The organism is Streptomyces sp. NPDC104106 (assembly GCF_055584345.1).
Window position 1 is genome coordinate 116816 of the sequence record NZ_JBVJMF010000018.1, and the last position, 19180, is coordinate 135995.

Sequence of the window (19180 nt, forward strand, 5' to 3'; positions counted from 1 at the left end):
CGGCCCGCGCATCGGCAAAAGGGCCGGCCGCCTAACTCCCTCACCCCCCTTTTTCGAGATCAGGAGAGACACCATCATGCAGCGTCCCGCGACCTTCGCCGCCCTGCTCGGACTGACCCGAGCCGCCAGCGCGATCGGCGATTACCGGGTTAACGCGGCGAAGGCCGTGTCCACCATGCCGAGTGTCTCGGTCCCCCGGCTCGGGGCCGGTTTCGGCGATCTCCGCTCGTTGGGCGCCGGTGTCGCGCTCGCCGGGAGCCGTCACTTCGCGTCGCGGTTCCCTCTTGCGGGTGATCGGCGATGACGGCTGACGCATACCTGGTGATCCGCTGCGACGCGGACAAGCCCTCCGAGACCGACGGCCGCTGCGGGTCCGGAGCCAGTTGGCCCGTGCGAGTCGAAAACCACACCGAACTGCGTCGCCTATCCGTGACAAGCGTGGGTGGCACCGTCCCCGCCCCGGCCGCGACATCTGCCCCGACTGCTGGAAGGAAGGCCGCCGATGACCTCCATCGATCAGATCGCCACGTTGGCGACGTTCGGCTCGGTGTGGGCCGTGCTCTCTGTCGGACACAACCTCGCGGACCATGTGATCGGGCAGACCGACCGCCAGGCCGGGAACAAGGCGGCGCCGTCGGCGGCGGAGGTCGCCGACGGCGTGAGCCCGAGGCGGGGTTGGGGTGCCTGCCTGGCCCATGTCGCCCAGTACCACGTCGTCATGGCGGTCATCCTGGGCCTGGTCTGGGTTGTTCTCCCGCTCCAGCTGTCCTGGGCCGGACTGGTCGCGGGGCTGGCTGTGTCGGCTGTGACCCATGCCTTTTTTGATCGCCGGTGGCCGGTCCGCTGGCTCCTGGAGCACATCGGCTCCAAGGGGTTCGCCGAGCTGAAGGCGGCCGGGATGAACGGCATGTATCTCACTGATCAGGCGCTTCATCAGACTGCGCTGCTGGTCTCCGCTCTGCTGATCGCGCTTGTGTGACATCAGCGGCGGGGCAGGGGGACGACGCTTTGGGCTGTCCTGTCTCTGCGATGTGTAGGCAGTCCCGCTCTTCTGTGGGCGAGTGGGGCACCGTCCCGGTCACCTGTAGGCAAGTGCTGAGGTTGACCTTCACCTTGGGGGAGGCCACAGCATCGGTTGAGCCGGGCGACGCGCCCGGCATGAGGAGGAACGAGCATGGGGTTGCTGACCATCGGGGCGTTCGCGAAGGCGTCCCGGCTGTCGCAGAAGGCACTGCGCCTTTACGACGAACTTGGCCTCCTGGCCCCCGCTCGCGTCGACCCGGTGACCGGCTACCGCCTCTACGCGCCAGAACAACTGGAACAGGCTCGGCTGGTTGCCTGGCTTCGGCGCCTGGGGATGCCTCTGATCCGCATCCAGCACGTCTGCAAGCTGGATGCGGCGTCGGCAGCCCAGGAGATCCGCGCGTTCTGGGTCCAGGTCGAAACGGACACCGCCGCACGGCGGGACCTGGCCACCTTCCTCATCGACCACCTGTCCTGGAAGGACCCTGCCATGTCCCCGACCGCCAAGCCCCTGGGAATCCGTTACGCCGCTCTGTCCGATACCGGTCTCGTCCGTGAGAGCAACCAGGACACGGCATACGCCGGGTCCCGCCTGTTCGCCGTCGCCGACGGTTTCGGAGATCAGGGAGCCCCCGCGAGCGCGGCCGCCGTCGACGCGCTCAAGCACCTTGAAACCGAGGGCATCCCGGCGGGCAATCTCCTCAACGTCCTGGAAGACGCGATCGAACAAGCCAAACAGGCTGTGCATGGCATCGCCGCGACCAGCTCTTCTCCCGAAGAAGCCGGAACCACACTCACCGCGATGCTCTGGACCGGATCTCAACTCGCCCTCGTCCACGTCGGCGACTCCCGCATTTACCTCCTGCGCGACGGAGAGCTGTTCCAGATCACCCACGACCACACCATGGTGCAGTCGATGGTCGACGAAGGACGCCTCAGTCCGGAAGAAGCCGCCTCCCACCCCCAGCGGTCCCTGCTGATACGCGCATTGGGCCAAGGAGCCGACGCCACGCACGACATGCGTCTCCACGACGCTCAGCAGGGAGATCGCTACCTGCTCTGCTCCGACGGTCTGTCCACCGTCGTGTCAACCGAAGAGGTCCGCCGGGTGCTCTCCGAGATCAGTGATCCCGAACCGGCCGTCCGCGAACTCATCACCCTCGCCAACGGCTCCGGCGGCCCGGACAACGTCAGCTGCGTGGTCGCCGACGTCATGGAGCTCCAGCAGTAGGAGCGAGTGGCATGCACTTCGAGTTGCATCAGATCCGCTCTCGGGAACTTATCCGTGAAGCTGACGAATACCAGCTCGCCCGACAAGCCAGGAGAGCCGGGTCGGCTCCCAGGGCCATGCCGGTCAGCTCACCGCGACCGACGCCAAGGAACCTGCTGGCTTGGCTCCGCGGCTGAACACCACAATGTCTACGGTTGAGCGGGACACAGAACGCCAACACGTCCCACTCAATCGTAGGCATCGCAAGTCAGGGCCTTCCCCTGCCCACAGATAGCTGGGACAGGACACCGGCGTCGTCCCCCTGCTCGTTGTCGCGAGCGGGGCCGTCGTGCGTACGGGCGAACGTACTCAGCTCGCGGCGGAGACGCTCCAGCTCGTCGTCCTGCGCGGCGAGGGCCGACAGCAGTCGGCGGTGCTGCTCCTTGATGAGAGTCAACTCGGTGTTGGTACGGGGGAGTTTGCTGGTGAGCCGCTGATTCAGGTCCCGCAGTCGGCTGATGCGGGCCTCGCGGAGGTCGGGCTGGTGCCCGGCGGCCCAGGCCGCGGCCCGTCGCTTCTCGAACTCGTCCTTGAGGTGGTCCCAAGTCCGGTAGAGCGCCGCGCGGGAGATCCCGGCCTCGCGGGCGAGCGTCTTGACGTCGCAGGCCCCGCCCTCGGGGATCTGCCCGGCCAGCAGGCGGTCGATGGCGGCGCGGATGCGCCGTTCGGCCTGGTCACGCTGGGTCTGGCTGAGTGCCATGTCATCCGGCCTTTCCAGCTGCCTTGTCGATCTCTTCGAGGACGCGCATCGAGCGTTCGTGCTCGGCCTGCAGGCGCTTCTTCTCCCCGGCCGGGACGCGGGGACTGGCCAGCAGGACGGCGCCGTTGTCGGCCGCGGCCTGCCAGACGGGCCGGTGGACGAGGTGGTGGGTGTCGCAGAGCCCGCTCAGCGGGCCTGCCGCCCCTTTCGCTCCGGCGAGCTTGAGACACAGCGCCTTCGCCGGGTCCTCGAACCAGCAGTAGTTCGCCGCGGACAGGTGCAGCACTGACGCCCTCTGCCACCACCCGGTGACCGGCCAGCGCCGTACACGCATCGAACGCGTCCGCGCAGCGGTCGGCATCGCCTCGCTGTCCCTCCAGCAGATCGAGGACGACCTCCGCGCCGACGACGTCGACCAAGCCGGGCTCGCCGCGATTCTGCGCGAGCTCATCGAGGACACCGACCCGCCCGGCGGCTTCATCCCGGCCGTGGCGCAGCTGGTCACCGCCGCCGCGCGCCGTGCCGAGCAGATCGAGCCCGACCGCGACGGTGACGCGTCCTGTCCGCTGCACGAGGCCGCCGTCCTGATCACCGACGACGCCGGCCAGCGCCTCGTCTGGGCTGCCCGCGCCCTTCACCCGCAAGGAGCCAGCTGAGATGGCGAGCGCGAAGGCGACGAACCCGCCCCGGGGGCAGTGCAGGCAGTGCTGGTTCCACGCGTACGCCAGCCGTGAGGCTCACGCCGGGCTCGGACCGCGCGAGGACTGCCCGCAGTGCGTGGACCACATGAAGAACGGCCACCCCGCTCACCTGATCGTCCGCTGACGGCGCTGCGCGAACCCGCCGCCCTGCTCACCCATCACGCCGGGCAGTGCCTCATCCGGGCTGCCCGGCACCCCTCACTCCCAAGGAGAGAATCCGCATGACCGAGCTGATCTACCCGCAGATGCCCGAGCACAGCCTGGTGGTCCTCATCGGCCCATCCGGCGCCGGGAAGTCCACGATCGCGCGCACCTGGCCCGCCTCGCAGGTCCTGTCCCTGGACGCGCTGCGCGAGACGGTCAGCGACGACGCGGGCGACCAGACGGCGACCGGTGACGCAGTCGCCGCCCTGCACCTGCTCCTGGAGGCGAGGATGCGCCGCCGACTGGTCACAGTCGTCGACGCCACCAACGTCACCAGGGCCGCCAGGGAACCGCTGGTCGCCGCCGCCAAGCGGCACGACATGCTGCCGATCGCGGTCATGGTCGCCACCCCCGGCAGCGTCTGCATCGAGCGGCAGGGCCCGCGGCCGGCCAACCGCACGGTGCCCGAGGCCACCGTCATCAAACAGCGCAAGGACATGGTCGACTCGCACCGACGCCTCAAGGCGGAGGGCTTCGCCGAGATCGTCTTCTCCGACAGCCTCTACCGGCTGCTGCCGTTCCTGGAGCGCCTGAGCCACGCCCGGCAGGCCGACCTCGGGCTGGACGGCGGCGACGGTCTCGGTGACCTGAACCTCGTCTCCCGGGTGTTCGGCGAGGAGATCCTCCCGCTGTGGCAGTGGAAGCCCGGCTCGACCGTCGCCGGCGGCGACCGCGTCGCGGAGATCCGCCTCGGTCAGCAGTACCTCACCCTCGCCCTGCGCACCGACGTGGACGGCGAGGGCGACGTCGGGTTCGACGTGCTGGTGCCGTGCCCGCACGACGACGAATGCACCGGCTACGCCTGGGCGCCGGCCTACAGCGTCACCTACCTCTTCCGCGCACTGAACGGCGACCTAGACGACCACGAGGACATCTTCTGCACCATCCACGGCGGCTTCGATGACGTCGACCGGGAGGCCGGCGACCACGACCAGGCCGATGACCCCGAGGGCCGCGCCGACCTCGAGGCCCAGGCCAAGGAAGCGGTCTGCGCATGAAGACCCCGCACCGCCGCGTGCTCATCAGCATGGGCGCCGCCGTGGCAGCCGCCGCTGCGGGCACCCTCGTCGGCGGGATCGCGACCGCCGCCGGCGTCATGGCATCCCTGCCCTTTGCCGGGGCCCCGGCCTGGGGCGTCTGGGCCATGGTCGGCGGCACCGTCGCCATCGTCCTCGCAGTCGGCTTCGACCGGCTCACCACGCTTCTGCTCCACCACGTCAGGGCCAACCGGCACCGGGCTCCGGCGAAGGCCCGACCGTATGAGCGGCCCTGACACCCCGCATCCGCACCCGCTCACCCCGGCCGACCTGCCGGACACAGACGACTGGTGGCACGGCGGCCCTGACTGCCCCCTCCCGGCCCAGGGCGGGGCAGCCGGCCTCGCCGCCCACCGCCGCACCGTCCACACCCGCTCCGGCGATCCGCGCACCCCCCTCACCATCCAGCTCGACGACTGACAAGGAGGCCCGCCCATGGCCACCCAGACCGACACCAGCACCCTCGACACCTTCGCCGCGCTCCGCGACACCTTCGCCACCGACCTCGCCGCCCTCATCGGGGACCAGTCGCAGCGCGGTGCCACCCCGACCGGCTTCATCGACCTGGTCGAAGAGGTCCGCGACGTCCTCGGCACGTCCAGCCTCGGCAGCTGGCAGGAAGCGAGCGAGGAGCTGGACTCCGCCGTCAGCTACCTCACCGACGCGCTGACCAGCCCCGAGGGCGACCAGCGCTCGCTCCTGGCGTGGGCGCGCACCCAACTGCGCGACGCCATCGCCACGGCCGACTGAACCGCGAGTTGAGCGCACTCTTTGCCGCCCCGGCCCCGCACCTCGAGGCCGGGGCGGTCGCAGTGTCCCCTCAACCTCGGACAGCCAGGAAGGAGATGGACGTCATGCACCTGCGGACCTACGAGGTCGACGTCCCCATACACGACACCAACCACCCCGACCGGCGCGGCCTGCACGTCTTCACCGGCGAGGCCGACTCCCCGACCGCGGCCCTGCGCCGCGCCCACGAGGTGTACGACGCCGCGCTCGCCGCCCACCAGGCCGGACTCGAAATTCCCGGCAAGCAGCCCGACAGCTGGGGAGCGCGCGGACTGCGACCCGGCTGGGAGCCGGAGTGGACGGCCGCCAAGGCCGGCCTCTGGCACAACCCCGTCAGCTGGACCAGCAGCCGCGGCGACTTTCCGCTGTAGCTCCGCCCCGGGACAGGCGCCACGGCGGACAACCAGCCGCCTGTCCCGGGCCCACCCAACCCGTACGAGACGAGAGGGCGACCTTCAGTATGGACTCCGTCCTGCGCGTTCAGGGCCGGATCGGCCCGCGCACACTCCTTCTGACCACCGCCGCCGTGCCGTTGACCGGCTGGACCGTGCACGCCATCACCCTGCACAGGCGGCTCGCCGCGAGCCGGAAGGACCCGCTGACCGGGCTCCTGCGCCGCGACGCCTACACCGCCCGGGCCCGGCGGATCCTGGCCCGCCACGGCGACGACGCGGCCGTGGTCATGGTCGACGCCGACCATTTCAAGCGGATCAACGACACGATGGGCCACGCGGCCGGCGACGCCGTCCTCGCGGCCTTCGGTACCCGCCTCACCGCCTGGGCGGCCCCGCGCGCAGCTGTCGGCAGGCTCGGCGGCGATGAGTTCTCCGTCGTCCTTCAGCTACCCGCCGACCGCCGCGAGCAGCGCCTCGCCCAGCTGGTCCGGATGCTGCACACCCCGGTCGTCCTCGACGACGGCCAGGCGGTGGATGTCGCCGCCTCGGTCGGCGCCGCGACCCCGGACGTGACCGGCAGCCGAGACCTGTCCGTGCTGCAGCGGGCCGCCGACGCCGCCCTGTACGACGGCAAGCACACCGGCCGTGCGCGCCTCGCCACAGCGGAGCACGGAACGGTCCCGTCCATCAACGGGCGCCGGGCCGGCCGCCCGGGCACCAGCGTGTGGGGGCGAGCAGCATGATCATCGCTCTGCCCGAGGGCGACTGGATCCGCGGCATCAGCATCAAACAGCCGTACGCGGCCTGCATCCTCGCCGGCGCCAAGACAGTGGAGAACCGGCCCACACGGTGGCGGACCGGATGGGTGCTGCTGCACACCAGCAAGACCGTCGACCAGCCCGCCCTGCGCCTCCCGCTGATCGCCCGCACGATCCGCGGCCGTGAGCTGATCACGGGCGCCGTGGTCGGCATCGCCCGGATCACCGACTGCCACCAGGACCCCGAAGGACAGCCGCTGTGCTCGCAGTGGGCTCATCCGGGCGTCTGGCACCTGGTGCTCGTTGATGTCCAGGAGCTGCCCCTGCCCGTCCCCGCGCGCGGACAGGTCGTGCCCTGGAAGCCGTCGCAGGACCTGTTGGACCTCGTGTTCCAGCAGTTGCCCGACTTCCGGCCGTGACCCGCCCGCGAGGCAAGAAGCCGCTGTTCGAGCCGGGACTGATCCCGGCTCCCGGCGCCCTCCTCGAATGGCGCGACAGCCAGCACTTCGACCGCTGGCAGGACCGCCCCTGCGTGCTGTGCGACAAGCCCACGCCGATGCGCTCCCACTACGGGGAGCCAGTCCACAACGCGTGCGCTGAGAACTGGATCGCCGCACATCCGGTTGAGGCCCGCCTCGGCCGGGTCGCCTCCGACCTCCAGTCCAAACGCCGGCGCGACGACGACCACGCCTGACCCTCCCGACGGAGGCTCCCTTGAGCAGCACCCAACGCGACGTCGACCACGCCCTCGCCTACCCCGAGCCGCCGGCCTCCCCGCTCTGGCACCGCCACGGCGCCAAGACCCGGCCGCTCACCGCAGCCCAGCAGCGGCGCAATCGCGAGCTGCTGGACATCGCCCAGCGCAAACCCCGCACCAGGGCCGCGTAGGAGGGCCGGTCATGTTCACCGACATGAAAGAGGCCCTCGCAGCCGAGGACATCGAACTCACCCCGCTCGGCAGCGACCAGCACAGCGCCGCCTTCCCTGATGGTCGCCCACCACGCCCGCGACAAGGACGACCTCACCGACCTGCTGGGCGCGCTCGGTCTGCCCTGCAGCGAGGACGACCTCGTGACCCTGCTCCCGCACCTCACCACCCCGACTACTCCCCGACCGGAGAGACGATGCCTGCCAAAGCCGTCGACGCCTTCACCGCCACCGCCGTCTCGATGCTGAACAACGGCGACAGCCCCGAGCACGTCCGCGACACCCTCGGCCTGTCGGAGGACGAACTCGCCGACGCCCTCCAGCACGCCGAAATCGCCGAAGCCGTCCAGCATGCCGGGCTGCCCGCCCCCGACGCGGGCACGGAGGACAGCACCGGCAACCCGGAGACGGCCGGCGCAGCGCCCGACAGCACGATGGACGCCGACGGAATCGAGGTCCTGCTCGCGTGGGCGGAGAGCCACCTTGCTGCCAGCATCCGCAACCGGGCCGCCCGCGTCCGCAGTGATCTCACCGAGCTGACCGAGCGCCACGCCACCGACGCAGCCCAGCGGGAGGCAGAGGAGCGCGTCGCGAAGGCCAAGGCCGATCCCGAGGCCGCGCAGGCGCAGCTGCGTGCGGTGAAGGCTGGCGGCCACGCCGCCGCGGCGGTACAGGACGCCACGCCCCTGGCGCCCGCACCGGCCCCGGCGGCTCCCACCGGCAAGCGCAGCAAGGACGAGCTGGCCGCGATCCGCACGGGCGCGCGCCAACGGCCACCAGGTCGCCGACCGAGGCAACCCGGCCAAGGCCGTCATGGACGCCTATGACGCCGCCCACCGCACCACCAACCTGGCGCAGGCGAGCTGATGGACGCCATCCCGCTCACGCTGGACGGCTACCTGGCCGCCGACCCCGAACCCGGCGACCGTGACGGCACCGCCTCCTGGCGGCTGACATGCTCCACCGGCACCGACCACCTGGTGGAAGAAGCGGTCATCCCCTGCACCACCATGGAGCAGGAGATCGCGCACGCCATGCTCACCGAGCGACAGCCCGGCGACCTGCTGCGCGTCATCGGCCACCTCACCCTCCCCGACACCGCCGACGGCGTCATCCGGCTGCACGCCGATACCCTCGAAGTGCTCTGGGAAGCGCCGCTGCTGGACGCGGACGGGGAAGACGCAGCCACCGCGACCGCGACGGACGCAGACGCGGACCGCAACAGGGCGATCGCGGCCCTCGCCGAAGCCCTCACCGGTCTCGCCGGCGACTCCGGCCCGGACGCGACCATCCGCATCTACATCAGCCCGACCGGTGTTCTTGGCACGGGCCTGGAGCACTGCCCCAGCATCGAGATCACTCCGGCCCGCGCCCACCAGCTCGCCGACCAGGCCGACGGCATGGGCTGCTACCTGGACAGCGAACGCCCGGACATCGGCACCGTCCTGGACCCCCAGACGGTCGCCGACATCACCGAGCTATTCGAGGACATCGACCTGGTCAGCCTCACCGGGGCGGTCCTCAACGCCACACGGCCTGAGCACCGACCGCAGGTGACCCAGGCGATCGACGACATGTTCGGCGACCTCCCTGGGCCTGAGGACCCCGAGCTGTGAGCGCGACGACCACGACGCCCGACCGGCAGCGCACCGTCCTGGAGCGGTTCCCCGCCGGAGCTCCCCGCGGTTCGTGGCCGGCGGAAGAGTACGCCGCCGCCCGGCGCGATCAGGGCATCGACGCCCGCGTCGTGATGGACCTGGGAACGGACCAGTTCCTTGTGGTCGCCGACACCCCCTAGCCACCTCAACCCCGAGCGCCGTGCCTCGCCCCACCGGCGGGGCACGGCGCTCCCTGCGTCTCAACAGGAGAGTCTTGGCCAGCATCACCATTCACGTGGAACCCCGGCACGCCGACAACACCACCTGCGACCACAAGGCGAAGCCCTCAGGCAAGCCGCGCAACCCTGCTTCCGGCTGCACCGGCCGCACCGCGTAGACCGTCGTCTGCTCCGAGCACGAACAGTGGGATTGAGCACGTCAGAACGGCGCACTGGGTACGAAGAAGTCCCAGCCCTTGTCGAGGAGATCTCGAAGAAGCAGGGCGGCTTGCCGCAGCTCCTGTGATGCCCTTTCGTCTACGTAAAGGTCCCAGGAGCGTGGGTGTCGGATCTTTCCCGCCGCTTCATCGTGGAAAGGCCTGTCGACGGCGGTGAAGACTACGCCGATCCGCGACGTCTGCCGCAGCGCCCCGAAAGGCGCCTCGTGATACTCGTCCGAGCGCCCAGGACGCAGCCACGCAGTCGGGACGTGAACGAACAGCCATCCGACATGGCCTCGCGGCAGTTGCTTGGTCGCGCCCTTGACGGTGTTCCGGACCGTGGCCTCGGAGAAGGGTGTGTCGTCCTGCTTGTACTTCACCTCGACGGGGACGTCACCGATGTGCGCCAAGTTCAGGAAAACATCGAAGTCCTGTCCCTTCACTCCCGACGCAGTCACCCTAGTGACGCTACCGGGCATGCGCATGAGGGTCTGAACGACGTCTGCTTCGAAGATCGTCGACCCGGCGTCGTTGCTCTTCCGCGTAGGAGAGGAAGTCGTCGAACCAGGGTTCACATTGAAACTCGAACACCCTCCTGGCCAGCTCCTGACGCTGCCGGGCCTGCCACACCCAGGGACCCAACTCCTCCCGGTCATCCGCGAGGGGGAACTTCTCCTTCACCCAGGCGGCGCCGAAGAAGGAGTCGAGGAAGGCAGTCGCTGCGATCTCGGCCACGGCAGCCTCCAGGCGGTTGGCCGCAACCTCAGGATCTGCGTAGAGGGCTTGCAGGCCCCGATGAACCCGGTCGTTGTAGACCACCCAGCCACTTGCCTCGCTGGGGAAGCTATGCGCCCGGTTTTCCTCCATCCACGCCGCAAAGGTAGGTATTTCAATCACTCCCGGACTATAGGGGTGCTTGAGACACCAGCGCAGGGCTTTTCGCTCTACGAGCCGTGTTCTGCGTGCTCGTCAGCCCCTGGGGGCAGCTCGGCTGTGGGATAGCGCAGGTTCGGAATACTGCCTCTCCCCCGGTCGGCGACGTCGGCCAGCCCCACCACGTCAAGCAGCTCGCCGAGCTTGCGGCCACCGAGCACCGCCAGGAGCACTGTGCCGCCCTCGCCACCCGCTGACCCAGACCCGTTGCTCCCCCGCGACCGCGCCGCCGTTTTTCGGCACCAATCTCACGCGCGCGCTGCTGAGCCCGCCAGGACGACAAGCACCACTGATACCCGTCCAAGTCATACCAGGGCAATGCGGCTGAATATGTCGCCATACCGTGCCATCTGGGTGGGCATCTCTAAGGCCGACCACAGCTCGCGCAGAAGGAGAGCAACGTGCGAAGGACGAAGACAGGCCGTCTGGCCGTGGCCGGCGTACTGATCGCAGGGGGGATGGCTGCGGGAGCTGTCCCGGCCAGCGCGGCACCGCAGAGGCCGGCGCTCAAGAGTTGCCTGAGCGAGCCGTTGGCGTACACCAGCTATCCGGGTAGCGGCAGCTCCAACTCGTACTGGCCCGAGCGCGGCAACACGGCCGCCAAGTCATCTTGGGACATCTGCAAGGACATCAACGTCAAGACCACGGCGACGCGAGACATCAAGGTCTGCTTCCTGAAGACCGGCACGTGCAACGACTGGCACACCGCGAGGGTGGGAGTGTGGACGGTTGTCGCGTCGTCGGTGCTTCCGGGGACGTCCTTCTACCTTCAGTTCAAGGGGACGGCGGTGAGCCGGGGCGTCATGGCGTTCTGACGCCCAGCACGCACCGCAGGGACGGCCCAGCTCCTGCCAGGGCTGGGCCGTACCCGTGGAGAACCTGAGAACAGCGAAGGCCTGTACCCCTTGCGCGACGCGGGGTACAGGCCTTTTTGCGTTGAGGGATCAGACCCTTGCTTGCTCGTGCTGGCTCAGTTCAAGCAGCAGCGCTTGGAACTCCTCGGGGTGTTGCTCGCGGAGGAGTCTCATCCACACGCGTGCGCCCTGGACGAAGTGCTCCGGAGTCATCTTCATGTGAAGATGCTGGACGACGTAGGGGGCGTCGTCGTACGGCAGTCGCCTCGGCTGGCTCCCCTGACGCCCTCCCGAAGTTTCCCGGGTGTCAGTCGCTGCCGGATCGGCGCCCTTGCCGGCGGCGTTAACGCCGCCAACCCAGGAGCTTCCGCTCTCTTCACCCGCAGGGTCGTCTTCCGCCCTTGGGCTGGCTGCATCGGCGGTGGAAGGCAGGGGGCGGCCCTCTTCGGCTGGTTGTCCCTGCACAGGTACCTTGGCTGGTTTGTTGTCCGCGGACAACAAACCAGCGGACCGCTCTGACTCAGGTGAGGTCTCCTGACGGTTGTTGTCCGCGGACAACAAGCCTTCACGGGCGGCTGCCACCGCCTCCTTCTCCAGAGCCCTGGTCCGTGAAGCGGCCTCTTTCGTCTCCTGGAGGTAGTCCAACAGGGCGGCCGCATCGAGCCCCGGGTTGTCCTTCAAATGGCGGGCCAGAGCCCGGCCATCCCGTTCCGCCATCGTCCCAGCACTGAGCATTGTCTGGATTTCCGTCGGCAGGGTCAGCAGCACCAGCTGGTTGGTCACCCATGACCGGTCCTTACCCAGCTGCTCAGCCGCACGGGAGCGAGCGCCTCGTTCCGACTCCTCCGCGCAGACGCTCACCATCTGCTGAACACCGCGCGCCCGCTCAATGACGTCGAAGTCTTCCCGGCTGAGGTTCTCCTCCAGCAAGTGCTTTATGAACCGCTCACGGGAAGACGCCAGGTCATCCCGGATCACGAAGTCCAGCGCCTCGAGTCCTACGTGCACGCCGCTGCGGTAGCGCCGTTCACCGTTGACAAGGACGTGCACAGCGGAGCCGATGCGGTCTTCGTGGTCCGGCCACAGCGCCAGGTACGCGTTGCGAGTCACCGCGACGCAAGCGGCCAGCTGGGCCTGGCGCAGCTCTTCACCGAAGCGCGTCATGTCCTCGTCGGTACCGAAGTTCCGGCGCGGGTTGAGTGGCGTGGGGGCCACCTCATCAAGCCGCAGTCGTACCAGCTCGTAGGCGGGGATCTCACCTTCGGTGATCGCTTTGGCTTTGCCCCGGGCGCTGCGTTCTCGGCGCTGTCCGAACGATGAGCCGGTCCCGAGCTTCTCTGCGATGCTGCTCACGCGCTGATCCTCCGTGCCACGGTCCGCATGACCTCCGACTGCTCACCGTAGGGGGAGTGAACCAGCAAGGGCTGTTTCACGCGGACGGCCTCCCGTTGGTCCTTCAATTCCGGGACGACGGCGATGACGGGAGGGTCGCCGATCTTGTGCCATTCAGCGAGCGATGACGTGGCGACGTATCCCTTGCGTGCGTCGTAGAGGTTGACCACGAACCCGATCATGGCGATGTCGACGTCCAAGTCGACGGTGAGGTCCCGGATCTGGTCGTCGAGCATGTCGAATGCGTCTGCGGAGGAGTCCTCGGCCTGGACGACGACCACGATGCCCGATGTGTGGTCCTCTTCCCCTTCACGGGTGCGGCAGTAGTACAGCGCGGTGTCCATCGAGTAGCCGAGGCTGGGCGGGCAGTCGACGACGATGAAGTCGAACTCCTTCTCCAGCGGCTCAAGCGCCTTCTCGAGCGCGGTCTCCTTGACGCGGACGAAGCGGCTGGTCGCCAGTTTGGCATCCAGGAGAAAGGCGTCCTTGCAGGACGGCAGCAGCCAGAGGTGATCTTCGAAGTCGCCGCCCCTTATCGGGACCAGCAGGTCGCTCAGCTCGCCCTTCGCCTCACCCAACATGTGCTTGGCCAGGCTCGGGCTGTCGATGTCCAGCATCTTGTGGCCAAGCTGCACGGTGAGGTGACCCTGAGGGTCGAAGTCGATGAGCAGCGTGCGGTGCCCGGACTCAGCAAGGGCCTGAGCAGTTCCGGCCGCGACCGACGTCTTGCCCACGCCGCCCTTCTGGTTGCCGAAGATGAACCGGCGCGCTCCAGTGACCCGGGCCGGCTTCGGCCGGGGGGACGGGTTGCTGTCCAGCCAGAAGCGGATCGCCTGGGCGACGCCCTGGTTGTAGGAGATGCCTCGCTTCTTGGAGAGCTCCTTGAGCTGGCCGTAGAGCCCGGCAGGGAGATAGGTCGAGAACGAGGAACCGCCGCTGGTGTCGACCTCCGGACGCGGCTTCGCTTTGAGCCAGGCTTCCACGCCCTCCGTTACGGCGTCCTGGATGTCTCTGTCGAGCTCTGCTGCCCGAACCTTCAGCTCTTTACGGAGGCCGGCAGGCAGCTTCGCTACTACCTTTTCCCGATCACTCGGGTCGTATGGCGCGGTCATGGCGCTACCTTACTCGCCTCTGCTGACTGGAACCCTCACAAAACACCTGCCAGGCACACTTGTTGTCCGCGGACAACAAATCTCTCTCAGTCCAGATCGTCACGAGAGACGATGAAATGTCGTTGTCCCGTCTCACTCAATCGAGTCGCCTTCTCAACGAACTGAGTCGTCTGGGCTTCTGCCTCATTAGGTTCACCGGCTTGGTCGGCACGTCTAGCGTGCTCCCATGAACGATCACGCTGTTGCTCACGGGTTCACGTCGGTGGACACGCAGCCCCGGCCTGCTGAGTGGGTTCAGGTCCTGGACCGGCTGAGTGCGGAGCCGTTCTACGCCACTTACAAGCAACGGTTGCAAGAGTTCCTGCGTGCCGAGCGCGGCGAGCTGTTCCTTGAGGTCGGAGCGGGTACCGGGGACGCCGCCGTGGCCCTGCGCTCGCGCAGTGGAGCCGAGGTCGTCGCGGTCGACAGCTCCTTGACGATGATCATGCAGGCGAGGGACCGTGGACTGCCACGCGCCGCTGTCGCGGACGGGCACCGGCTGCCGTTTGTAGCGGGTCAGTTCGATGGCGCCTGGGCTGACCGGGTCCTGCAGCACGTCGTCGAACCGTCCCGGGTGCTGGACGAGTTACTGCGGGTGGTCCGCCCCGGCGGCCGGGTCGCCTTGGCAGACCCGGACTACGACACCCAGGTACTCGACATTGACGACCAGGAGCTCGCCCGCCGGGTGCTGCGCTTCAGGGCCGACGTGGGCCTGCGCAACGGCTCGCTGGCCCACCGGCACGCCGGACTGCTCGCGGCCCGCGGCATCCACGACATCTCGGTGGAAGCCCGGACTTTGGTTGTCCGCGACCCGTCGGCGGTCGACAACGTCATGGGCCTGCGGACTTGGGCGCACACAGCCGCAGCTCGGGGCTACCTCGGCCCCGTGGACGCGGACCGGTTCGTGGCCCAGTTCGACGATGCCGTGCGCGCAGGTCGCTTTACCTACGCCGTCACCTTCTTCCTGACTGCGGGCACGTTGCCCTCGTCAGACTGACAGTGAGCGGGCGAGGGCGGCATGCCGCGCATCAGGCCGCAGTGGTGCGGGGGCGTCCGCCCCGGCGGACACAAGTGACCTTGTCGCTGATCAGGCGGATCGGTGCGTCGGGCAGTTTTAACTAGACGCTAATAAACCTTTGCTGACGACCCGTCGGGCAGTACTGTCTACTCGGCTTTAATCGCGTCTAATGCAACGGGAGCCCGTGTGGAGATCGTCGTCAGCGTGAAGGATCCGACCCCCGAGTTCGAGAGCGCCCTACTCGCACTTCTTGATAAGCACCGTGCCTCCCTGCGCCACGACCCCGGCTGGAACACCGAGCGGGCCCGCCTCTTCTGCGAGGCACTCAAGCAGCCGCGCGCCCGACGCATCCTCCGTGAGGTCGTCGCTCGGGGCGGCGAGGTAGCAGCGGACGATCTGCGAGACCGGGAGGACTCCAGTCTTCGTGGGCACGCCGGCGCCTTCACTCGCGTCCTCAAGCGGGGTACCACAGAGGGCTGGTGGGACAGCGGCCTGAAGTCTCCGCTCATTGCGCTCGGTCCCGGCTCCGGGAAGGTGCAGGGATACCGCATCCGCAACGAGGAGACACTGGCCGCCTTCCGTGCCGTACTCGACCAATCCAACGGGGGGAGTGAGGATGTATGACCACCAAGACCGTGCCGCGCGGGAAGTGCCGTGTCTGCGGGCGTACCTACAGCTGAAGGCCAACGACACCATACGCGCCCATTGGGCCCGATCCGCCGACGGCAGCGCAGCACCCGGCCTGAAGGACTGCGCGGGCACCGGACAGCCGCCGCGGTGAAAGTCCGGCCAGCCAAAGTGCGCCCGCGTCGGCTGGCCCTGGCGGCCGCGATGACCAGGCACGGCCGGTGGGGCGGCGTCCTGTCCAGGCACGACTGCTGGCCCAATGGCCCGTTGGCGAGGACCAGCTGCTGTGACCGCGTTGCCGGGAGGGGGCACGCTGCGGCGGTGAGATGGTGTCCCCGCCAGCGAGAGCGGAGGAGGTACGTGCTGGCGCGGCCGGGCAGGTCGGGGACGAAGGCTTCCCGTACGAGGAGGAAAGCGTCGGCGCTGGGCGGGGGTGAGGCGTTCGAGGGTGGCGGTGAAGTGGGGGAGTGTCTCGGGTGGGAACGGTGTCCTATGGGTAGCACGACGAAGCCCCCGGTGGTTACCGGGGGCTGGGAGTTGGCCGAGTATGGGAGAGGGCTGTGCCGGTTGGGGCGGACCCCACGGCACCCCGAGCGCTGCTCAGCCGTGAGCCGGTCCGACAGCGTGATCTGCAAGACCAGTCGCCTTAGGTCGCTCGATCTCCTGCAGAACGTCCTGCTGCTCTGTCATCGGCGGCACTCCCGCTGAAGCGGGTACAGGCCCCGGCCGGCCACGCAATCCGCGGCGGCCGCCTTGGAGGCGCACAGCGGGCAGTGCGAGGCGTGGTCGAGGAGAACACGGTGCGCGCGGTCCGCTGTGCACGGCCGGCAGGCCCGGGGAAACCAGCGGCCCTCCTTGCTCTGGCGCTCGCCGAGGTCCACGGCGGTTTCGAGCGTGAGCCGCTCGGCGTCCCAGACGCATGTACGGCCGGCAGCCTGGTCCTCGGTGAGCGCGTCCAGTTCCGGAAGTTCCGGCGTAAGGGTCTCTAGAACCTCCGCCGCGATGTCCAGGGTTGCCGTATTCATGCTGCTCCTCGTCGCTGGAGTGCTTCGGCAAGTCGTATGGCCACGTTGGCGTGTACCCGGCGGAGGTCGACGAGGCTGAGTGCTGGCGACCCGGGATCGACGGCGAGTGACGGCAGGACGATCCCTGCCTGGTCGAGCGCGGTTCGCCGGGTATCCACGGCGGTAGACGGATCGATGGCGTGGTCAGGTGGTGAGGCCATGAACGGGACCCTACGAACGCGGTGTTGATGTGAGCCACGCGATGTTCTCGAATGTTCTCGCTATATGGCCGTATGTTCTCGGGTGGTCTCATGAGGCTGGCGGCACCCTGTAGTACCGGGGCACCCGCCGCGGTGAAGCTGGTGTGTCCCAACCAGCGACGGAGGCGGCATGGCCCGACGACTGCGGTTCACCGGCACGGACAGTAAGAACGGCGGATGCCCGGCACTTCACGAGGACGTCGACACGGGCGAGGTGGTCGTGCAAGGCCGTCCACTGACAGCCCTCACAGACCTCGCGCAACTCCAGCACTTCGGCCGCGAACGACGCGGCGGTGGTCGTGCCTCGGGAACTGCTGGTGAATCACGCACCGAAGGAGATGGATCGAATCTCGAAGATCATCAGCCTGGAGGAATTCAGCCAACTCTTCCACCACTTCGATCACTCCGCCTGGCACCTGGAGACGAGGCACGGCTACGCCTCGGACCGGCACGATCCGGCATACGCGGAGTTTCTCGCTACAGGTGAGGCCCCGATGGACCTCGACAGCGAGTGGTGCGCGAACATCCGAGCACAGACGGCAGCCGGCAAGTACGTCGGCCGAGTGCGGGTCGTCGACAGCCCGCCGACCGAAGGGCAGCTGTTCCTGCTCAGCTACGCCCGCTGCAATGCGGCGACGGGCGAAGACGCGCGCAACCTGTGGCGGGCCGACGCCGACCAGGCACACCTGCCCGCAGAAGACTTCTGGATCTTCGACAGTCGCCTCGTCGCTGTTCTACGGTTCAACGACGACGACGAGTTCAACGACGTCGAGGTCATCACCGAGCCCGCCGAGGTACTGCGCTACTGCCAGGTGCGGGACGCCGCGATGCGCGTCTCCATCCCGTACGACCAGTTCGCGGCGCAGCTCAGCGCGAAGGAGCACTGAGTAAGGAGCACTGAGTAGGGCCGGTGAGCACGGACTACCAGCAGGCCCGGGAGGCTCTTGGAGTGCGCCTCCGGGAACTCCGTCGTTCAGCTGCTGACGGTCGGCTCACCGGCACCCAACTCGCCGAGCGACTCGGCTGGCCTCACTCGAGGGTGTACAAGCTGGAGGGCGGTCGGCAGACCGCGACCAGCGAAGACCTACGCGCCTGGGCAGACGCTGTCGGGCACCCCGGCACCTTCGAGGAGCTTGACGCCCGCCTGAAGGGGTTCGAGTCTCACATCCGCTCGTGGCGCCGCCAGCTTGCCGCTGGTCACCGGCCCGTACAAGACAGCTGGAACGTCGAGGTATCCCGCGCCTGCGTCATCCGGGCCTGGGAAGAAGCGGTCGTCCCCGGGATGCTGCAGACCGCCGATTACGCGAGGGCGATCTTCCTCCGATACGCAGACCTCTACGGCACGACCCGCGATACCGACGAGGCTGTCCGGGCTCGCTTGTGCCGACAAGAGTGGCTGTACGAGGCGGGCCACCGGTTCCGCGCGCTGGTCTGGGAGGCGGCACTGCACGCCCTGGCGTGCTCGCCGTCCACGCTCGCGGCGCAGTTGGACAGGCTCATCGGCACGGTCGGCATGGATACCGTGGAACTCGGAGTCATCCCGCTGAGCGCCTCACTGAAGATCCCCACCGCGAACGCGTTCTGGGTCCTGGACGACCGGCTCGTCATCACCGAGGACTGGCATGCAGAGTTGTGGGTGGACGATGCAGACTCCATCGCCACCTACGTGCGGGCGTATACGGCGCGGAAGCGCAGAACGTCATCCACCGGGCCCGGCGGGCATTGAACACACGCTGACCGCACCGGAACGAAGCGGGTCCGTTCTCCCGGGAGAACGAGGCCACGGTCATGCGCGCCTAGAGCGGCGGCCCTTGGGGCAGGGCGCCTCTTTGCCGTCGGCGTCGTGGTGCACGGTCTTCGGCTCGTTGCCGGGACGGGCCGGAGTGATGAGGCGGTAGCCGCCGTAGCCGCAGGGCTCGATGGTGTTGTTGGAGTCGGCCACGAATCTCTTCTTCCCAGCAGCTCGTGGACGCGTCCCGGCTGCGCACGGCGCTGCGCACGTCGCCGACGCCGCCGGTCCGGAGCAACGGACCGCAGCCGTTTTGAGGCTGTTTACCCGCGGGTAACCTCATATCTTCCGCAAACCTCGGCTCATTGCGT

The 19180-nt window shown here is 68.4% G+C and carries 30 protein-coding genes and 2 pseudogenes; 23 read left to right on the forward strand and 9 right to left on the reverse strand.

The genetic code is table 11. The annotated features are described in order from the left end of the window. Positions 1–76: 76 nt before the first annotated feature. The 3 genes from ACZ60X_RS33520 (at position 77) to ACZ60X_RS33530 (ending at position 2254) form a co-directional block, all read left to right on the forward strand. Complete coding sequence (locus ACZ60X_RS33520; protein ID WP_469606639.1) at positions 77–304, forward strand: hypothetical protein; 228 nt, start codon at positions 77–79, stop codon at positions 302–304. A 198-nt stretch (positions 305–502) separates the two neighbouring features. Continuing rightward, positions 503–979 (forward strand): DUF3307 domain-containing protein, encoded by a 477-nt coding sequence (locus ACZ60X_RS33525; RefSeq protein WP_469606642.1) that lies wholly within the window; start codon positions 503–505, stop codon positions 977–979. 195 nt (positions 980–1174) lie between these two features. Beyond that, complete coding sequence (locus ACZ60X_RS33530) at positions 1175–2254, forward strand: protein phosphatase 2C domain-containing protein (protein WP_469606645.1); 1080 nt, start codon at positions 1175–1177, stop codon at positions 2252–2254. Positions 2255–2501: 247 nt separating this feature from the next. Here the strand turns inward: ACZ60X_RS33530 and ACZ60X_RS33535 are convergent, their stop codons facing one another. Both ACZ60X_RS33535 and ACZ60X_RS33540 read right to left on the reverse strand, forming a co-directional pair. Then, a complete protein-coding gene (locus ACZ60X_RS33535; RefSeq protein ID WP_469606647.1) occupies positions 2502–2993 on the reverse strand; it encodes a hypothetical protein in 492 nt (163 codons plus the stop codon). A gap of 1 nt (position 2994) precedes the next feature. After that, on the reverse strand, positions 2995–3279 hold the full coding sequence (locus ACZ60X_RS33540) for a hypothetical protein (RefSeq protein WP_469606650.1): 285 nt from the start codon (positions 3277–3279) through the stop codon (positions 2995–2997). Between the two features lie 22 nt (positions 3280–3301). On the opposite strand from ACZ60X_RS33540, the gene ACZ60X_RS33545 reads away from it, so the two are divergent. From ACZ60X_RS33545 to ACZ60X_RS33610, 14 genes are all read left to right on the forward strand, one after another. Then, complete coding sequence (locus ACZ60X_RS33545; protein WP_469606652.1) at positions 3302–3649, forward strand: hypothetical protein; 348 nt, start codon at positions 3302–3304, stop codon at positions 3647–3649. Between the two features lies 1 nt (position 3650). Beyond that, positions 3651–3818 carry a pRL2-8 gene (locus tag ACZ60X_RS33550; protein WP_469606654.1) on the forward strand — a complete coding sequence of 56 codons (168 nt, stop codon included), beginning with the start codon at positions 3651–3653 and terminating at the stop codon, positions 3816–3818. 97 nt (positions 3819–3915) lie between these two features. Then, positions 3916–4896: an AAA family ATPase gene (locus ACZ60X_RS33555; protein WP_469606657.1), complete on the forward strand. Its 981-nt coding sequence runs from the start codon at positions 3916–3918 to the stop codon at positions 4894–4896. Further along, complete coding sequence (locus ACZ60X_RS33560) at positions 4893–5171, forward strand: hypothetical protein (protein ID WP_469606659.1); 279 nt, start codon at positions 4893–4895, stop codon at positions 5169–5171. Before ACZ60X_RS33555 ends, ACZ60X_RS33560 begins: the two co-directional genes overlap by 4 nt. Continuing rightward, on the forward strand, positions 5158–5355 hold the full coding sequence (locus ACZ60X_RS33565; RefSeq protein WP_469606662.1) for a hypothetical protein: 198 nt from the start codon (positions 5158–5160) through the stop codon (positions 5353–5355). The genes ACZ60X_RS33560 and ACZ60X_RS33565 overlap by 14 nt, the downstream gene beginning before the upstream one ends. 15 nt (positions 5356–5370) lie before the next feature. Further along, the gene (locus ACZ60X_RS33570) at positions 5371–5685 is read left to right on the forward strand and encodes a hypothetical protein (RefSeq protein ID WP_469606665.1); all 315 of its coding nucleotides are present in this window, start codon (positions 5371–5373) and stop codon (positions 5683–5685) included. Positions 5686–5789: 104 nt separating this feature from the next. After that, positions 5790–6095, forward strand: coding sequence for a hypothetical protein (locus tag ACZ60X_RS33575; protein ID WP_469606667.1), 306 nt, complete (start codon positions 5790–5792; stop codon positions 6093–6095). 89 nt (positions 6096–6184) lie between these two features. Next, a complete protein-coding gene (locus ACZ60X_RS33580) occupies positions 6185–6862 on the forward strand; it encodes a GGDEF domain-containing protein (RefSeq protein ID WP_469606670.1) in 678 nt (225 codons plus the stop codon). Beyond that, positions 6859–7296, forward strand: coding sequence for an ASCH domain-containing protein (locus ACZ60X_RS33585; RefSeq protein WP_469606672.1), 438 nt, complete (start codon positions 6859–6861; stop codon positions 7294–7296). The genes ACZ60X_RS33580 and ACZ60X_RS33585 overlap by 4 nt, the downstream gene beginning before the upstream one ends. Further along, on the forward strand, positions 7293–7571 hold the full coding sequence (locus tag ACZ60X_RS33590; protein ID WP_469606675.1) for a hypothetical protein: 279 nt from the start codon (positions 7293–7295) through the stop codon (positions 7569–7571). The genes ACZ60X_RS33585 and ACZ60X_RS33590 overlap by 4 nt, the downstream gene beginning before the upstream one ends. A gap of 20 nt (positions 7572–7591) precedes the next feature. Then, positions 7592–7765, forward strand: a complete 174-nt coding sequence (locus ACZ60X_RS33595) for a hypothetical protein (RefSeq protein ID WP_469606677.1) — start codon at positions 7592–7594, stop codon at positions 7763–7765. 236 nt (positions 7766–8001) lie between these two features. Beyond that, entirely contained in the window at positions 8002–8631 is a 630-nt protein-coding gene (locus ACZ60X_RS33600; RefSeq protein WP_469606679.1) for a hypothetical protein, read from the forward strand. Positions 8632–8670: 39 nt separating this feature from the next. Next, the gene (locus tag ACZ60X_RS33605) at positions 8671–9420 is read left to right on the forward strand and encodes a hypothetical protein (protein WP_469606681.1); all 750 of its coding nucleotides are present in this window, start codon (positions 8671–8673) and stop codon (positions 9418–9420) included. Beyond that, a complete protein-coding gene (locus ACZ60X_RS33610; protein WP_469606683.1) occupies positions 9417–9602 on the forward strand; it encodes a hypothetical protein in 186 nt (61 codons plus the stop codon). Before ACZ60X_RS33605 ends, ACZ60X_RS33610 begins: the two co-directional genes overlap by 4 nt. 238 nt (positions 9603–9840) lie before the next feature. Here ACZ60X_RS33610 and ACZ60X_RS33615 read toward each other — a convergent pair whose 3' ends face one another. Together ACZ60X_RS33615 and ACZ60X_RS33620 are read right to left on the reverse strand one after the other, a co-directional pair. Beyond that, positions 9841–10320, reverse strand: coding sequence for a hypothetical protein (locus ACZ60X_RS33615; RefSeq protein ID WP_469606685.1), 480 nt, complete (start codon positions 10318–10320; stop codon positions 9841–9843). Beyond that, entirely contained in the window at positions 10310–10738 is a 429-nt protein-coding gene (locus tag ACZ60X_RS33620; protein WP_469606687.1) for a hypothetical protein, read from the reverse strand. Before ACZ60X_RS33620 ends, ACZ60X_RS33615 begins: the two co-directional genes overlap by 11 nt. Before the next feature lie 65 nt (positions 10739–10803). Here ACZ60X_RS33620 and ACZ60X_RS33625 point away from each other — a divergent pair, with 65 nt between their 5' ends. Both ACZ60X_RS33625 and ACZ60X_RS33630 read left to right on the forward strand, forming a co-directional pair. Continuing rightward, positions 10804–10971 carry a hypothetical protein gene (locus ACZ60X_RS33625; RefSeq protein WP_469606689.1) on the forward strand — a complete coding sequence of 56 codons (168 nt, stop codon included), beginning with the start codon at positions 10804–10806 and terminating at the stop codon, positions 10969–10971. Between the two features lie 261 nt (positions 10972–11232). Next, positions 11233–11589: a hypothetical protein gene (locus ACZ60X_RS33630; RefSeq protein WP_469606692.1), complete on the forward strand. Its 357-nt coding sequence runs from the start codon at positions 11233–11235 to the stop codon at positions 11587–11589. A 129-nt stretch (positions 11590–11718) separates the two neighbouring features. On the opposite strand, the gene ACZ60X_RS33635 is transcribed toward ACZ60X_RS33630, so the two are convergent. Continuing rightward, positions 11719–12981 (reverse strand): ParB/RepB/Spo0J family partition protein, encoded by a 1263-nt coding sequence (locus ACZ60X_RS33635; protein WP_469606695.1) that lies wholly within the window; start codon positions 12979–12981, stop codon positions 11719–11721. Further along, positions 12978–14132, reverse strand: a complete 1155-nt coding sequence (locus ACZ60X_RS33640) for a ParA family protein (protein WP_469606698.1) — start codon at positions 14130–14132, stop codon at positions 12978–12980. The genes ACZ60X_RS33635 and ACZ60X_RS33640 overlap by 4 nt, the downstream gene beginning before the upstream one ends. Before the next feature lie 226 nt (positions 14133–14358). Between ACZ60X_RS33640 and ACZ60X_RS33645 the strand changes: the two genes are divergently transcribed. Both ACZ60X_RS33645 and ACZ60X_RS33650 read left to right on the forward strand, forming a co-directional pair. Beyond that, the gene (locus ACZ60X_RS33645) at positions 14359–15168 is read left to right on the forward strand and encodes a methyltransferase domain-containing protein (protein WP_469606700.1); all 810 of its coding nucleotides are present in this window, start codon (positions 14359–14361) and stop codon (positions 15166–15168) included. 207 nt (positions 15169–15375) lie between these two features. Next, a complete protein-coding gene (locus tag ACZ60X_RS33650; RefSeq protein ID WP_469606702.1) occupies positions 15376–15813 on the forward strand; it encodes a hypothetical protein in 438 nt (145 codons plus the stop codon). Positions 15814–16502: 689 nt separating this feature from the next. On the opposite strand, the gene ACZ60X_RS33655 is transcribed toward ACZ60X_RS33650, so the two are convergent. Both ACZ60X_RS33655 and ACZ60X_RS33660 read right to left on the reverse strand, forming a co-directional pair. After that, positions 16503–16841 (reverse strand): hypothetical protein, encoded by a 339-nt coding sequence (locus tag ACZ60X_RS33655; protein ID WP_469606705.1) that lies wholly within the window; start codon positions 16839–16841, stop codon positions 16503–16505. Beyond that, entirely contained in the window at positions 16838–17041 is a 204-nt protein-coding gene (locus ACZ60X_RS33660; protein WP_469606707.1) for a hypothetical protein, read from the reverse strand. The genes ACZ60X_RS33655 and ACZ60X_RS33660 overlap by 4 nt, the downstream gene beginning before the upstream one ends. Before the next feature lie 169 nt (positions 17042–17210). Between ACZ60X_RS33660 and ACZ60X_RS33665 the strand changes: the two are divergent. Both ACZ60X_RS33665 and ACZ60X_RS33670 read left to right on the forward strand, forming a co-directional pair. Next, positions 17211–17967: pseudogene (locus tag ACZ60X_RS33665) on the forward strand (DUF6879 family protein). Between the two features lie 23 nt (positions 17968–17990). Further along, positions 17991–18817 (forward strand): annotated as a pseudogene (locus ACZ60X_RS33670) (helix-turn-helix domain-containing protein). 49 nt (positions 18818–18866) lie between these two features. Here ACZ60X_RS33670 and ACZ60X_RS33675 read toward each other — a convergent pair. Next, on the reverse strand, positions 18867–19022 hold the full coding sequence (locus ACZ60X_RS33675) for a hypothetical protein (RefSeq protein ID WP_469606709.1): 156 nt from the start codon (positions 19020–19022) through the stop codon (positions 18867–18869). Between the last annotated feature and the right edge of the window lie 158 nt (positions 19023–19180).